The following is a 14249-nucleotide window of genomic DNA, read 5'->3' on the forward strand; positions in this document are numbered from 1 at the left end:
CATGATCCCTGGCGAATATTTCATCGAGAGTGGCTCGATCGACATCAATGCGGGCCGGCAGACCCTGAAGGTCGATGTCGCCAATTCCGGCGACCGACCGATTCAGGTCGGTTCTCACTACCATTTTTACGAGACCAACGAGGCTCTGCTATTCGATCGCGGGCCCACGCGGGGATTTCGGCTCAACATTCCGGCCGGCACGGCGGTCCGCTTCGAACCGGGCCAGGAACGAACGGTGGAGCTTGTGGGCCTCGACGGCAAGCGTGAGGTTTATGGGTTCAACGCCAAGATCATGGGCAAGCTGTAGGAGGCTATGATGGCAACGATCACAAGGCAGACCTATGCCGATCTCTACGGCCCGACCAAGGGCGACAGGCTTCGGCTGGCCGATACCGAGCTCGTCATCGAGATCGAGGAAGACCGCACGGTTTACGGCGAAGAGGTGACCTTCGGCGGCGGCAAGGTGATCCGCGACGGCATGGGGCAGGGGCAACGCCCCTATGCCGAAGTCGCCGACGTCGTCATCACCAATGTCATCATCATCGATCACTGGGGCATCATCAAAGCCGATGTCGGCATCAAGAACGGACGCATTTCCGGGATCGGTAAGTCGGGTAATCCCGATATCCAGCCGGGCGTTAACATCGTCGTCGGCGGCGCGACGGATGTGATCGCGGGAGAGGGCAAGATACTCACCGCGGGCGGGATCGACACGCATATTCACTTCATCGCGCCGCAGCAGGCGGAAGAGGCGCTGGCGAGCGGCACGACGACGCTTGTCGGCGGCGGTGCCGGCCCGACGGTCGGCACGCTCGCGACCACCGTGACAGCCGGCCCATGGGCGATCCACCGCATGCTTGAGGCGGCGGAAGCGCTACCGATCAATGTCGGGCTGCTCGGAAAGGGCAATATCAGCCTGCCCGATCCGCTGCGCGAACAGGTGCGTGCCGGTGTTGTCGGGTTGAAGCTTCACGAGGACTGGGGCACGACACCGGCGGCGATCGACAATTGCCTGACGGTTGCCGACGAGATGGACGTTCAGGTGGCACTGCACAGCGATACGCTGAACGAAAGCGGCTTCGTACGCGACACCTTCGCGGCCATGAAGGGACGCACGATCCACAGCTTCCACACTGAGGGCGCCGGTGGCGGCCATGCGCCGGATATCATCACGGCAGCGGGCGAGGACAATGTGCTGCCATCGTCCACCAATCCGACAAGACCCTATACGATCAACACGGTGGACGAGCATCTCGACATGCTGATGGTCTGCCACCATCTGAGCCCGCAAATCCCCGAGGACGTCGCATTCGCGGAATCCCGCATCCGGCGCGAGACGATCGCGGCCGAAGACATTCTCCATGATCTCGGCGTGTTCTCGATGATGTCGTCGGATTCGCAGGCTATGGGCCGTATCGGCGAAACGACGCTGCGGTGCTGGCAGACGGCGCACAAGATGAAGGTGCAGCGCGGTCCGCTGCCCGAGGATAGCGGGCGCAACGACAATTTCCGCGTCAAGCGCTACATCGCCAAATACACGATCAACCCGGCGCTGACACATGGGTTTGCCGATCATATCGGCTCGATCCAGGTCGGCAAGCGCGCAGATCTCGTGCTCTGGAAACCGGCTTTCTTCGGGATCAAGCCGCAGCTGGTGCTGATCGGCGGCATGATCGCGATCGCGCCGATGGGTGATCCCAACGCCTCGATCTCGACGCCGCAGCCGGTGCACTATCGTCCGATGTACGGCGTGCTCGGAAGGGCTCTCGGCTCGACGGGCGTTACCTTCGTCTCGCAGGCCGCACTCGACGACGGAATTGGCGAAAAGCTGAAGCTCTCCAAGCAGCTCGCAGCCGTGAAGGGCACGCGGACGGTGCGCAAGAAGGACATGGTGCACAACAATCTGACGCCGAAGCTGGAGGTCGATCCGCAGAACTATAATGTCCGCGTCGATGGCCAGCTCATCACCTGCGAGCCGGCGGATGTATTGCCGATGTCGCAGCGATACTTCCTCTTCTAGGAAGCCTAAAGCCCGGGCGTGAGGTCGCGCTTGGGCCGGACCAACACGCCGCGGGCACGAGGCACGCTGTCTCTTCCAGGCCGAGCGAAGGAGCAGAGATCAATGAATTTGGATCGTTTCCGTGATCATCCATCCTTGTTCTTCGTGGATTGGTCGCTGCGCGGCGTCGGACAGGTCGTCTTTCAGAACAATCCGCTGTCGGGACTTGTCATCCTCGTAGCACTTGCGTGGAACTCGTGGATCTATGCCGCGATCTGCGTTCTCGGCGTCATCGCCAGCACGGCGACCGCGCTCGTTCTAAAGGCCGACAGGGCGGTGATGCGGGATGGGCTTTATGGTTTCAACGGTGCGCTGGTGGGCTTGGCGCTCGTCGCCTTCACCAGCGAGGATTTTCGCACGGGCGCCGTCCCGTCCGTTGCCATGGTTGTCTATCTCGTATGCGCCGCCGCCTTCACCACAATGGCTTTCGCCAGCATCGGCGCGGTTCTGGCACCCTACAAGACCGCGCCTCTGACCATGCCTTTCGTTCTCGTCGGGTGGCTATTTCTGTTCGCGGTGCTGAAGTTCGACGCGATCGATGCGGGGCCGATGGCAAAGCCGGTGTCGCCGGAACAGTTTTCCGATACGGTGCCCTATGTCTTTGCGACCTGGTACGAGGGGATAGGGACCTCGATCGGGCAGATATTTTTCCAGGACAACTGGATTTCGGGCTACCTCATCATAGCCGCCATTGCCCTGAATTCCCGCATCAGCGCCGCGATGGGGCTGCTTGGTGCTGTGGTCGGCACACTGGTGGCGGCCATCTATGGAGGTCCGGAGGGCGCGGTTCGCGACGGTCTCTTCGGCTACAATTCCGCGCTGACGGCGATGGCGCTGTGTGGTGTTTTTCTTGCCTTCAATTGGCGCAGCCTGATTTATGCGGTCTTCGGCGCCGTCATCTCCAGCTGGCTCTGGGCCTCCGTCGCCATTTTCCTGACACCCATCGCAATGCCGGTCCTGACCTCCACCTTCGTGCTCGTGACATGGCTGATGCTCCTGGGGCAGGGAGCGTTCAAAGCGCTTGAGCCGGCATCCGCGGAGTAGCCCACGGCGCCTAAGGAAACCCGGGCCGGATAGAGCCGGCGCAAGCACCTATTCCGCAGCGACGTTGGTCACCGGATCGGGTTCGACGCCGAAGAGCCGCTGCTTCAGCGTCTCGCGAAGGCTCTGAACGACCAGGTAGAGAACCGGGATCACGACAAGCCCAAGAACCGTGCCGAGAAGCAGGCCCCCAAGAACGGTGGCGCCGATCGCCTGGCGGCTCCCCGCTCCGGCGCCTGTTGCGACCACCAGCGGCACGACACCCAAGATCGAGGCGAGCGCGGTCATCAAGACGGGCCTGAAGCGTTGAGACGTCGCCTCGGAGGCCGCGTCCAGCGTGCTCATCCCTTCCTCGCGACGTTCCTTGGCGAATTCGACGATCAGGATGGCATTCTTGGCCGCGAGGCCGATCAGCAGCAGCATTCCGATCTGCGCGTAGATGTTGAGGTCGATCCCGCCGATGACGAGTGCGCCCAGAGCTCCGACTACCGCGACCGTGACCGACAGCATGACGGCAACGGGCACGCTCCAGCTCTCATACTGGGCGACGAGGAAGAGATAGGTGAAGACGATGCCTGCGATCAGGATGATCACGGTCTCGTTGCCCGATTGTTGCTCCTGAAGCGCGAGCCCGGTCCATTCGAAACCGAAGCCGTCGGGCATGGTTTCATTGGCGAGGTTGCCCATGATCCCGAGCGCCTGACCGGAGCTGGTGCCGGCCGCAGCCTGGCCGTTAATCGCGGCCGATGAAAACAGGTTGTAGCGGTTGACCGAGCTCGGCCCATAGATCGTCTGAATAGAGATCATGCTCTGCAGCGGAACAAGCTCGCCGGAGTGGCTGCGCACCCTGAGCCGCTGGATGTCGTCTATACGCTGGCGATAGCTGGGCTCGTCCTGCAGCCGGACCTGATACACTCTCGAGAAAATGTTGAAGTCGTCGACATAGGCTGATCCGAGATGTGCCTGCAGCGTGCTGAAGATCGCCGCCGGCGAGACGCCGTAGAGGTCGGCCCGTTTTCGGTCGATGTCGAGATAGACCTGGGGCACGTCGGCGGAGAAGGTGCTGAACACGCCCGCAAGGCCGGGTGTCCGGTTTGCCTGGATGATCAGGTCGCGCATGACCTCGGCGAGCGCCTGCTGGCTCTGACCGGCGCGCGCCTGCAGGCGGAGGTCGAAGCCACCTGTCGTGCCGAGGCCGGGGATCGCCGGTGGGTTGAAGGGCACGATCGATGCCGTCGAGATGGCAGCCAGTTGCGGGCGCAGCTTGGCGATCAGCGCGAAGGCGCTCTGGTCCGCTGGGCGCTCGCTCCATGGCTCCAGCGCGGAAATGATCATGCCGGTGTTCGAGCCGCCGCCGCCTACCATGCTGACACCGGCGATGCCGATCGTATTGGCGATCCCGGGGGTCTGCTGCAGGAGAGCGCTGACTTGCGTAATCGTCTGCTGCGTTCTTTCCAGCGATGCGGCGTTCGGCAGCTGGACGTTCATGAACAGGTAGCCCTGGTCCTCGGCCGGCACGAAGCCGGTGGGCAGAACGCGGTAGAAGCCGTAGATGCCGCCGATGACGGCGACGAAGAGCACGCCCGCCAGGACGAGACGGCGGGCAAACATCGTAAACAGCCCGAGATAGAAGCGGCGGGAGGCCTCCAGGCCGTTGTTCATCCGCCCAAAAAGGCCCGTCTTGCGTTCAGGGGCGGGCCTCAAAATGAGGACGCAGAGCGCCGGGCTCAGCGTGAGTGCGTTGATCGTCGAAAACACCACGGTCACCAGGATGGTGACGGCAAATTGGCGGTAGAGTTCGCCGGTGATCCCGGCCAGAAATGCCACCGGGACGAAGAGTGCGGCGAGCACAAGCGTGGTCGCGACGATCGGTCCGGTGACCTGCTGCATGGTGGCGAGCGTCGCGGCTCGTATATCCATCGCTTTTTCGCTCATCAGTCGCTGGGCGTTTTCCACGACAATGATAGCGTCGTCGACCACGAGGCTGATCGCCAGGATCACGGCGAAGAGCGTGATCGTGTTCGCCGAATAGCCGAGAACGTAGAGAACGGCGAAGCCGCCGATCAGGGAGACCGGGATTGTCAGCGTCGGGATGACGGTGGCGCGCCAGTCTTGCAAGAACGCGTAGACGACGGCCACGACGAGCACGAAGGTGATGGCGAGCGTCACGAAGATCTCGCGGATGGTTTCGCGCACGAAAGAGGTTGTGTCGAAGACGAGCGTGTAGGCCACATCATCGGGGAACTGCTTAGAGAGCCGCTCGACTTCGCCAAGCACGGCGTTCGACACCGCAAGCGCGTTGGCATCGGATGCCTGATAGACGACGACTGTCGCGCTGGGGCGGCCGTTCAGCGTCGAGGCCGTGTCGTAGGACTGGGCGCCGAGCTCCACGCGGGCGACATCACGCAGACGGACAACGCCGCCGTCGCGATTGCTGCGAACAATGATATTGCCGAACTCGGCGGCATCGGCGAGTCTTCCGCGCGCCGTCACCGTGAGCTGTAGCTGCTGCCCGGTCATCGCCGGAGGCGAGCCGATCTGCCCGGCTGATGCCTGGGCGTTCTGGGCTCGGATGACGGTCATGAGGTCGGCCGCCGTGACGCCCAGCGCCTCCATGCGATCAGGCATCATCCAGATGCGCATGCTGTAGGTCGGCCCGAACACGGCGGCTTCGCCAACGCCGGGAAGGCGGGAGATGGCGTCGCGGATGTTGATCGTCGCGTAGTTGCTGATGAAGACTTCGTCGCGAGTGCCTTTCGGCGAATAGAGCGCAAGGCCGAGCAGCATGCTCGACGAGCGGCTGCGCACCGTGACGCCCGCTTGCGTGACCACTGCCGGCAAGCGGGGGGTCGCCAGAGCGAGCCGGTTTTGGACATTGACCTGGGCAATCGCGGGATCGGTCCCGGCCTCGAAGGTCACGGTCAGGCTGTAGGTGCCGTTGTCGGAGCTCGAGGAAGACATGTACATCATGCCCTCGACGCCGTTGACCTGCTCTTCGATCGGCGCGCCGACGCTGTCGGTCATCACCTGCGCGTTGGCCCCCGGGTAGCTGGCGGTGACCTGGACTTCCGGCGGCGTGATCTGCGGGAACTGCGCGACCGGGATCTGCATGAGCGAAACCGTGCCGGCGATAAGCATGACGACCGCGATCACCATCGCGAAGCGTGGGCGGCCGATGAAGGGAGCGGAAATGTTCATTTGGACACCGCCGGCTGGGACGCGTCCTTGTCCTCGACGATCTCGACCGCGGATCCCGTGGCGACGTTCTGAAGCCCCTCAATGATGACGCTTTCACCACCTTTCAGCCCGTCCTCGACGATCCAGCTTCCTTCCCGCTGCTCGGAGACGCTGATCCTGCGCTCCTCGGCCTTCTTGTCAGGTGTGACCAGCATCACGTACTTTCCCTCGCGGTCCTGTTGCACCGCCCCCAGCGGAATCGTGGGCCGTTCCTTCCGCGCGGTTTCAGAGACGACGACGGTGACGAACTGGCCCGGGATCAGCAAGGAATCGCTGTTTGGAAAGACCGAGCGGACAGCTAGAGTGCCGGTACCTTCATCCACCTCGTTTCCGAGGAAGGCGATGGGTGCGTTTTGCGGATAAATCTGTCCGTTGGATAACCTGAGACGCGTCTGGTAGCGCTGGGCCAGCTCGTCCTTGCTGACATTGCCGGCGGCTTCGCGCAGATCCAGCAATGAGCGGTCGCTGACCGAAAAGACCACCCTCACGGGATCCATCTGCACGACGCGCGCCAATGCGGGTGAGGCGGTGGTGATGAAGCTTCCGGGAGAAAAGGCAGCGGTTCCGATCCGGCCCTTCAACGGAGCCACGATGCGGCTGTAGCTGAGATTGAGCTGCGCTTGCTTGACGGCCGCTTCCGCCGATTGCAGGTTTGCTGCGGCGGTGTCTCGCGCGGTTTCGCTTTGCTCGATCGTCGCGCGCGCAACGGTCTGGTTGAGGGATTGGTTACGCACCATCTGGCGCTCGGCATCGAGCAGCGTCGCCTTGGCGCGGGCGAGGTTGGCATTGGCATCGGCCAGGGCGATCTCAAGCGCCCGGCTGTCGATCTTGAATAGCTCCTGGCCTTCCTCGACCACGGCGCCTTCCTCGAAAAGTCTTTCATCGACGAAGCCATCAATCCGGGAGCGAATGTCCACGGCATTCAGTGCTTCGACGCGCCCGACGAATTCGTGCTTTGGCGAAACATCTTCAACTGCAACGGTGATGGTTGCCACTTTCGGCACGTCCTGAGCCCGTGCCGTTATTGAATGCGAGGCTGCGATGAACGAGGCGAGAAAGACACTAGAAAATCTGCCAGGAATTCTCATCCGTCACACTCCTGAAAGCGTCAATGGCCATGGCCGAAGCGGTGGATGGAACGCGAGTTCAGACGTTCCGCTCCGACGGCGGCACTCGAAGCTTATTTCTGCAGGGCATGGCCCGGAAAGCGGAAAATGCCGTTTAAACAGTAGTTTCACGCTCATTGTCGTAGAAATGGATACTGTGCACGACGCTGGGATAAACTGCACAGGCACGAGCAAGTGGCCGCGTTGTCACGAACGCGAACGGCGCCGCGAGTGGTCCGGTGGGCTTAGGAGGATGTTTCCGGGAGCGGTTAAGAGCGGTTCGCTGTATCGCCGCTCGCCAGCAGAGAGCTCCAAGGCGGGCCGCCGGCGAAATGGGCGGCGGAAAGTCTCGGCGCCTCGTTGGTCCGGAGCCATCCGGTCTCGCGGGCTTCCTTCGGCGTCATCCCGAACTCGCGCCGGAAGGTTCGGCTATATGTCGATGGGTCCATAAAACCCCATTCCTCGGCAATCAGCGAGATGGAGCGCGTGTCTTTGTCGTCGGAAAGGATATCCCTGGTGCGCAGCAGGCGTTGGCGGCGGATGTAGTTGGAAATGCCGCCGCTGGCCTCGAAAATCCGATAGAGCCGAGACCGCGAGATGTTGAGGTCGCGGCACAGTTTTTCCGGCGATAGATCGCGCCTGGCGAGTTGCGCGGAAATGAGCTTCTTGGCGCGCGCCATGATCACGCCGTTGATTGGTCCTTCGGCTTCGACGATGTGATCGCGCGATGGCGCAAGGCAGGCGGCAAGCAATGTGGTCGTCGCGACCGCGACATGTTCGGCGTCTCGCTCCATCCGGTTGGGAAGCGAGCGGTGCAGTAGCTGGAGGTAATCCACGATCATGGCCGCCATCTCGGGGCGAATGGCGAGATCAAAGGGTTGTGAGAACGCGAAGTCGCGGGGAAGCAGCAGCGCAAGCGCTCCGTCATCCTCGCCTTCCGCCTCATAGGGGGCGGCAAGGCAATGCCAATGCAGTTGGCCGGGGGTGGTCAGCTCGCCATTGTCCGAGACCGTCAGCGGGACGCTAAGAATCCAGTGATCGAAAACGGGATCCTTCTTGCTAGTCCAACGGCGACGATAACCGGTGCCCCGGTAATCCAGGGACATCAGCGCTAGGCTTCCGAGCTGCCAGACCTGCTGGCGCGCGCTGAACGCACTGAACTTTTCGCGCAGCAGCGTGACATCGCCGAGATTGGCATTCCAGGATCGGTAGAGATCAAATTGTTCGGTCGGCGGCGCGGCGGATGTGTCGATGTCGACGACGCATGTGAGGGGAGCTTGGCCCTCGTCCTTGCCGGTAATGTTGATGTCGTGCTGCATGATCCATCCTGCTGTTGAGCATCTATGTCTGACAGAAGGTTGGTTGCCCGGAGGGGAGGATGTAGCGCGCGTTTACGGGCAGGGTGTGGCGGATCGCCAATGCGCTTGTGGCTCTCATAAGCATTACTCCGTGTTCGATGGCGATCACGAAGCGTCGGCTTGTCAGCAACAAGGCGCTGGCCGGCAGGACGAGAAAGCCATTTCGGTCGAACTTAGAAAGCTGAGTTCAGGCAGGACATTAGTGGTTGCAATTGCGTGTCGATATCACGGAACTCTATTCATATGTTCCGGTTTGAATATATGCATTCCATCCCAATCCTGTGCAGAGTGTCCATTTCTGCCTCACCAAGCGGAAGGAACGAAATCTCGCCAAAATCGTCAGTTGCCCATCGACATGCCAAGAGAGTTGCTGATTAGCAGCGTGTTCAATGTGGGATTGCTGCCACCTGCCTGATCCATCTTGAGCGAGCCCGGATGCAGCATTCCCTGCCAGCCCAGCGCCCGCACTTCCTTCGGCGACAGTCCGAATTCGCGCTTGAACATGCGGCTATAGGTCGATGGATCGGTAAAGCCCATATTTTCCGCGATCTGCGCGATCGAGTGCACATTGGCGCTATCGGCTAGCGCGCGGCGCGTCTCAAGCAGGCGTTTTCGACGGATATAGTTCGAAATTCCACCCGCGGGTTCGAAAATCCGGTAGAGGCGCGAGCGCGATACGCCGACACTCTTGCACAGATACTCCGGACTTAGGTCGGGGTCAGCAAGCTTGGCATCGATCGCCCTGATTGCGCGGGTCGTTATCACGGCATCGATGGGAGCCTGTGCCTGCGCCAGCTTGTCGTGAGACGGCGCGAGCACGGCTGCGAGCATGTGTATGGTTGCTTCGGCGACCCTCGCAACGTTGCTCCGGCGCAGATGAGTGAGATTGTGATGCAGCAGGATCAGATAGTCGGCGAGGAATTGGGCGTCTTCGTCCGCGATCTCTGGGTCGAGGGAGGCATCAACCGTGTTGTACGGCAAAAAGAGCGCGATCAATCTCCCCTCGCTTTCGCAGGCATGCGGCGCCGTGAGGTTCGTTATGCCAAGCTTTCGTCGGGAGGTGCTATCGGCGGTGCTCGATGCTCCGCTGCTTTTGACGCTGACGACCCAATTGTCGACGGCCGGCTTTTTCTTGTGCTCCCACCGCAGGAGATGATCGGGAGACGCATCGATGACGGCAAAGGCGATATCGCCGATCTGCCAGACTTTCTCCGTCGCCTCAAAGGTAATCGTCTCGCCGCTCTTCAGGCCGACATCGAGGATGGACGAATGCCAGTTTCGGAAAACCTCGAACCGCTCTGGCGCGCGAGCGCGTGAAGTATCACATTCGATTGCGCATCTCAGTGGTTCGTCCGCGAAAGCCGCGGCGGATGTCGACCCCAATTCTACCCGTGCATTCATGATGTCGCTCCTTGAACACAAGACTAAGCAAGCATGAAGTGACCAGTATCGACGTAAGCGATGGTGCCCCCGGAGGGAAGCTGATTTACACCATCACGGCAATGTTGACTGTGTGCAGAAGGTAAACCTAAAGCGAAGATCACTAATACAATTCTTGCTATGTAAAAGAAAGACGCAAAGCGTGTCCGTTTTCCCGGTTAACGTGTTTCCGGATGTTGGGGAGCTGGAATCAGGCTGCCCCGCCCGTGAAAGGTCCGCTGTGTCAAAGGGTGTTCTTGTGCAGCCGCCCGTCCTTCATGATCGCCAGGAAATTCTTCTGCGGATTTTCGACTAGGGTCAGATCTTCCGTCGGGTTGCCATCGACGACCACTAAGTCCGCCAGGGCGCCTGTCTCGATGACGCCAAGCTTGCCGGGATAAGGATTGCGCATGTTGGAGAGTTCGAGCAGTTGCGCATTGCCTGATGTCGCCATCTGCAGCACCTCGGCGTTCTTGTACCAGTTGCTCAGATGAGTCAGCATGATGTTCTGCCGCGGTCCGAGTTCTGGAGAGAAAAGCACGTCCGATCCCCAGGCTGTCTTGATGCCGTGCTTGCGCGCATATTGGTAAAGCGTTGGGGTTCCGAGGAAGATCTGCTTGGCGCGTTCGACGCCGGGTCCGCTTTGAGAGGCTGCGTCCGCCATCGTGAGGAAGGGCTGGGTGCTGAGCCAGACACCCTTTTCGGCCATCATGATCGCTGTTTCTTCGTCGATCAGATGAGCGTGCTCGATGCAGGTGACGCCCGCGCGCAAGGCGCGTTGAACGGCGCGGGTGGTGTAGGCGTGGAGGGCGACATAGGTGTTCCAATCTGCCGCGACGCCGGCCGCGGCGCGCAGTTCGTCCTCGCTGAAGGTGATCATATCAAGTGGGCTGCGGGGCGATGAAACACCGCCACTGCCGACGATCTTCACCTGTGATGCGCCCTGCAGAAGCTGTTCGCGTACCCGAAGCTGCAATTCGGCTACACCATCGACGATCGCAGCGCCGCCAAAGAGTTCGCCGCTGCTTAGCTTGTTTCCGTCCCTCGGAATCTCGGTGGGAAGACGCAGGTCGCCGTGCCCGCCTGACGTGGTGATCATGGCGCCGGACGGATAGATCCGTGGCCCGGGAATAAGGCCGGCGTCGATTGCTTGCTTGAAGGAGAAAACGGGGCCGCCAAGATCGCGCACGGTCGTGAAACCGCGCATCAAGGTGCGCTCGGCTTCAGCGGTGGAAGCGGCGAAGACGATACCGGGATCTCCGCCGAGGAGCAGGTTCAGCGGCACCGCTGCGAAAATCGTGTGCCAGTGCGCATCGATAAGGCCCGGCATGATTACGCCGTTTCGGCAGTCCAGAACGGTTGCGCCGTCAGGCGGCGGCGCGTGGGAGCGATCGACATCGGCAATCTGGTTGTCGCTGATCAGCACCTGGACATTATCGACGACAGTGCCGGCCTTGCTGTCGAAGAGCCGGGCATTGCTCAAGAGGGTCTTGTTTGGTTTGGCTGCCGTCTGCCCCAGACCCTGCGCGGGCAGGGCGCCGACCAGGGCGGTCGCCGCTAAGCCCGATAGGAGATCACGTCGCGAGAATGCTTCGAGCCGACGCGAAGCCCTCTGCAGGTCAGGATGCGAGCAGCCGCAGCCCGCGTCGTGGACAAGGTGGCGATACTTCTCTCCCATCCGCAGCATTGTCTTTCCTCCCTGGTTTCATTGCGTTGCGGCCGATCTGCATGGCCGCGAAATGATCTGTAATGGCATTGCCCACCACCTAGAACGGCCAGATGAGCGGGACGATGAAGACGGCAACGACGAAGAACCAGGCAAGTAGCGGCAAGCCCAGCTTCCAATACTCACCGAAAGTGTAGCCGCCGGGGCCCATGACTAAGGCGTTCGCCGGCGCTGCTATCGGCGTCAAGAAGGTTGCCGCTGCCGCGACGGCGGTGCTCATCAGGACGGGACGTGGGGAGATGCCCATGCCGGCCGCAGCCGCAACGCCGATCGGGATCGCGATCAAGGCGGTCGCCATATTGCTGATGAACTGTCCAAGCACCGCAGTCGTCACAAACAGACCCGCGAGAAGCATGGTCGGGCTGCTCTGCCCGAGAATATAGAGAAGGTGGTCGGCGGCGAGTTGCGCCGCGCCGGTTTCCGTCATCGCGGTGCCGAGCGGTTTCATCGCGGCGACGAGCACCACCGTCGACCAGCCGACCGCATTGTAGGACTGCTCCGCTGTGAGGATTCCCGACAGAACGATTGCTCCTGCTGCCAGCAAGCCTGCCACCGCTGGCGGCACGAGGCCGGTCGCGAGAAGAAGGATCATCGCTGCCGAGATCGCGGCGGTACGCCTAGCGTCGCCGCCCATTGGCGCCGCTTGCCTACGAACGAGATCCGGGGAGCCAACGGTCAGCACATCCGGGTCGCTGAGGCGCGTGTCCAGCGCCTTCCAGGTTCCCTGCAACAGCATCGTGTCGCCGGCGCCGAGCACGACCGCGCCGGTTTGGTTGTTCGCCTCGATGTCGTCGATCGGAGTGTCGGCTTTCTGGACGGCGAGGACGATCAGATCGCCGCTCTCGGTCACCATGCCCGGGAAAACGCTTTGCCCAATCAGGCCGGATCGCGGTGGGATCGCCACTTCGGCCAGCCCCGATTTGTGGGTGAAGAGAATGTCGTCGGCGCCTGTTGTCTGCTCGCGGAAGGAGAGGTGCGTCTCGGCCGCGAACTTCGCCACGATATCGGCGTCGCCGCGCAGGAGAATATGATCGCCTTCCGCGATGTGCTGCCGCCGGATCGGCTGGGCCGTGTCGCCCTCGTGTACTGCAACGAGTTGCATGCCATCGTGAGGCGCTATCTCGATTGTCGATGGCGTCTTGCCGACATAGTGACAAGAGCCACGAATGCGCAGGCGGTGCATGTCATTGCCCAATCCATATTGCTCGACCAGCGTCCGGGCGTGCTGGCTGAAATCCGCGGGGATGGCTATTCCGTTTCGTTGCGGCAAAAGGCGCTCGCCAAGCAGCACGATGATCGCCATGCTGCCGAAGAGGAGCGGAAGGCCGACCAGGGCGAATTCGAAGAAGCCGAAGCCTGCGAAACCCGCGTCGATCGCGGCGTCCGAGACAAGGACGTTCACTGGCGTACCGGTCAGCGCCAGCATGGAGCCGGCATGCGCCGTGAAGGCAAGCGGCATGAGAAGTTGCGAGGACTTTCGGCCAAGGCGGACTGCAATCACGATGACGACGGGCAACAGCGCCACGACAGCCCCGGTCGTCCCGACGAACATCGCCAGGATCGCTGCGAGGCTCATCATCAGGACGAGAAAGCGGTTGCGGCTTTTTTCGCCTGCGGCGCGGATCAGGTGCTTACCGATCCAGGCGGTCACACCGGTAATTTCGAGCGCTGAGCTGACAACGAAGAGCGTCGCGATGAAGATGACAACGGGATCGCCGAACCCCGCAAGCGCCTGATCAAGACTGAGGATCCCCGAGGCCCACAGGGACAAGCACACCAGCATGGCGACAACCGCGACCGGCAGCTTGTTCCACACGAAAAGAACGATCGCTGCAGCGACGATGATCGCAACGAGGGCTACCGGGCTCAATTCCACTATCCCTTTGAGAAGACCCGATCTTGAGGTGATTTCAACGGTGCTGATTGCCGACCAGGGCCAGTGAAATCGACCGACAGGATGAGCCGTGGGATACTAGATGTCATGAGCCGGGCGTCCCGAAGCTACGCTGTGCGTCCCGGAGTATTCCGGGTCCGATCGATTTCATGGCTGGAGCTATTGACCCCGTGCGGGGCCTAGAAGCAGGTGAACATGATAGGGCTTGGAGAGCGTTCTTGCGATGGTAACCGTGTGTGTTGGCGAAAGGGTCTCGCATCGCCGCCCTGACGTGCCGAGATAACGATGCGCTGGCGGCGGCTGTTCATGGTATTGGCTCTCGCCGCATGTCTCGTGACATGCGCCGGCCCGCAGGCGGGGCTTTTGAACGTAACCCACCCTGCAAAGGAAGCCGATCAGATCACGCTCA

General features: G+C 61.5%; 10 protein-coding genes. 4 read left to right on the forward strand and 6 right to left on the reverse strand.

Going from position 1 to position 14249, the window contains the following annotated elements:
- The first annotated feature begins 1 nt into the window (after position 1).
- The 3 genes from B3605_RS15370 (at position 2) to B3605_RS15380 (ending at position 3103) form a co-directional block, all read left to right on the forward strand.
- Positions 2–307, forward strand: a complete 306-nt coding sequence (locus B3605_RS15370; RefSeq protein ID WP_296434895.1) for an urease subunit beta — start codon at positions 2–4, stop codon at positions 305–307.
- A gap of 9 nt (positions 308–316) precedes the next feature.
- Positions 317–2020 (forward strand): urease subunit alpha, encoded by a 1704-nt coding sequence (gene ureC / locus B3605_RS15375; RefSeq protein ID WP_414706966.1) that lies wholly within the window; start codon positions 317–319, stop codon positions 2018–2020.
- A gap of 102 nt (positions 2021–2122) precedes the next feature.
- On the forward strand, positions 2123–3103 hold the full coding sequence (locus B3605_RS15380) for an urea transporter (RefSeq protein WP_112820447.1): 981 nt from the start codon (positions 2123–2125) through the stop codon (positions 3101–3103).
- A gap of 48 nt (positions 3104–3151) precedes the next feature.
- Here the strand turns inward: B3605_RS15380 and B3605_RS15385 are convergent, their stop codons facing one another.
- The 4 genes from B3605_RS15385 to B3605_RS15400 all read right to left on the reverse strand — a co-directional run bounded on the left by B3605_RS15385 (position 3152) and on the right by B3605_RS15400 (position 9632).
- On the reverse strand, positions 3152–6298 hold the full coding sequence (locus B3605_RS15385; protein ID WP_296434900.1) for an efflux RND transporter permease subunit: 3147 nt from the start codon (positions 6296–6298) through the stop codon (positions 3152–3154).
- A complete protein-coding gene (locus B3605_RS15390) occupies positions 6295–7332 on the reverse strand; it encodes an efflux RND transporter periplasmic adaptor subunit (protein ID WP_296434902.1) in 1038 nt (345 codons plus the stop codon). Before B3605_RS15390 ends, B3605_RS15385 begins: the two co-directional genes overlap by 4 nt.
- Before the next feature lie 380 nt (positions 7333–7712).
- Positions 7713–8762, reverse strand: a complete 1050-nt coding sequence (locus B3605_RS15395) for a helix-turn-helix domain-containing protein (RefSeq protein ID WP_113168401.1) — start codon at positions 8760–8762, stop codon at positions 7713–7715.
- Between the two features lie 378 nt (positions 8763–9140).
- A complete protein-coding gene (locus B3605_RS15400; RefSeq protein ID WP_296434904.1) occupies positions 9141–9632 on the reverse strand; it encodes a helix-turn-helix domain-containing protein in 492 nt (163 codons plus the stop codon).
- Between the two features lie 60 nt (positions 9633–9692).
- Here B3605_RS15400 and B3605_RS15405 point away from each other — a divergent pair, with 60 nt between their 5' ends.
- Positions 9693–10118, forward strand: coding sequence for a hypothetical protein (locus B3605_RS15405; protein ID WP_296434905.1), 426 nt, complete (start codon positions 9693–9695; stop codon positions 10116–10118).
- A 346-nt stretch (positions 10119–10464) separates the two neighbouring features.
- On the opposite strand, the gene B3605_RS15410 is transcribed toward B3605_RS15405, so the two are convergent.
- Both B3605_RS15410 and B3605_RS15415 read right to left on the reverse strand, forming a co-directional pair.
- Positions 10465–11907 (reverse strand): metal-dependent hydrolase family protein, encoded by a 1443-nt coding sequence (locus B3605_RS15410; RefSeq protein WP_112941125.1) that lies wholly within the window; start codon positions 11905–11907, stop codon positions 10465–10467.
- Between the two features lie 79 nt (positions 11908–11986).
- Positions 11987–13816 carry an SLC13 family permease gene (locus B3605_RS15415; protein WP_113168400.1) on the reverse strand — a complete coding sequence of 610 codons (1830 nt, stop codon included), beginning with the start codon at positions 13814–13816 and terminating at the stop codon, positions 11987–11989.
- Positions 13817–14249: the final 433 nt, after the last annotated feature.

It is taken from the genome of Rhizobium sp. UBA1881, from assembly GCF_002338015.1.
GTDB lineage: Bacteria > Pseudomonadota > Alphaproteobacteria > Rhizobiales > Rhizobiaceae > Rhizobium.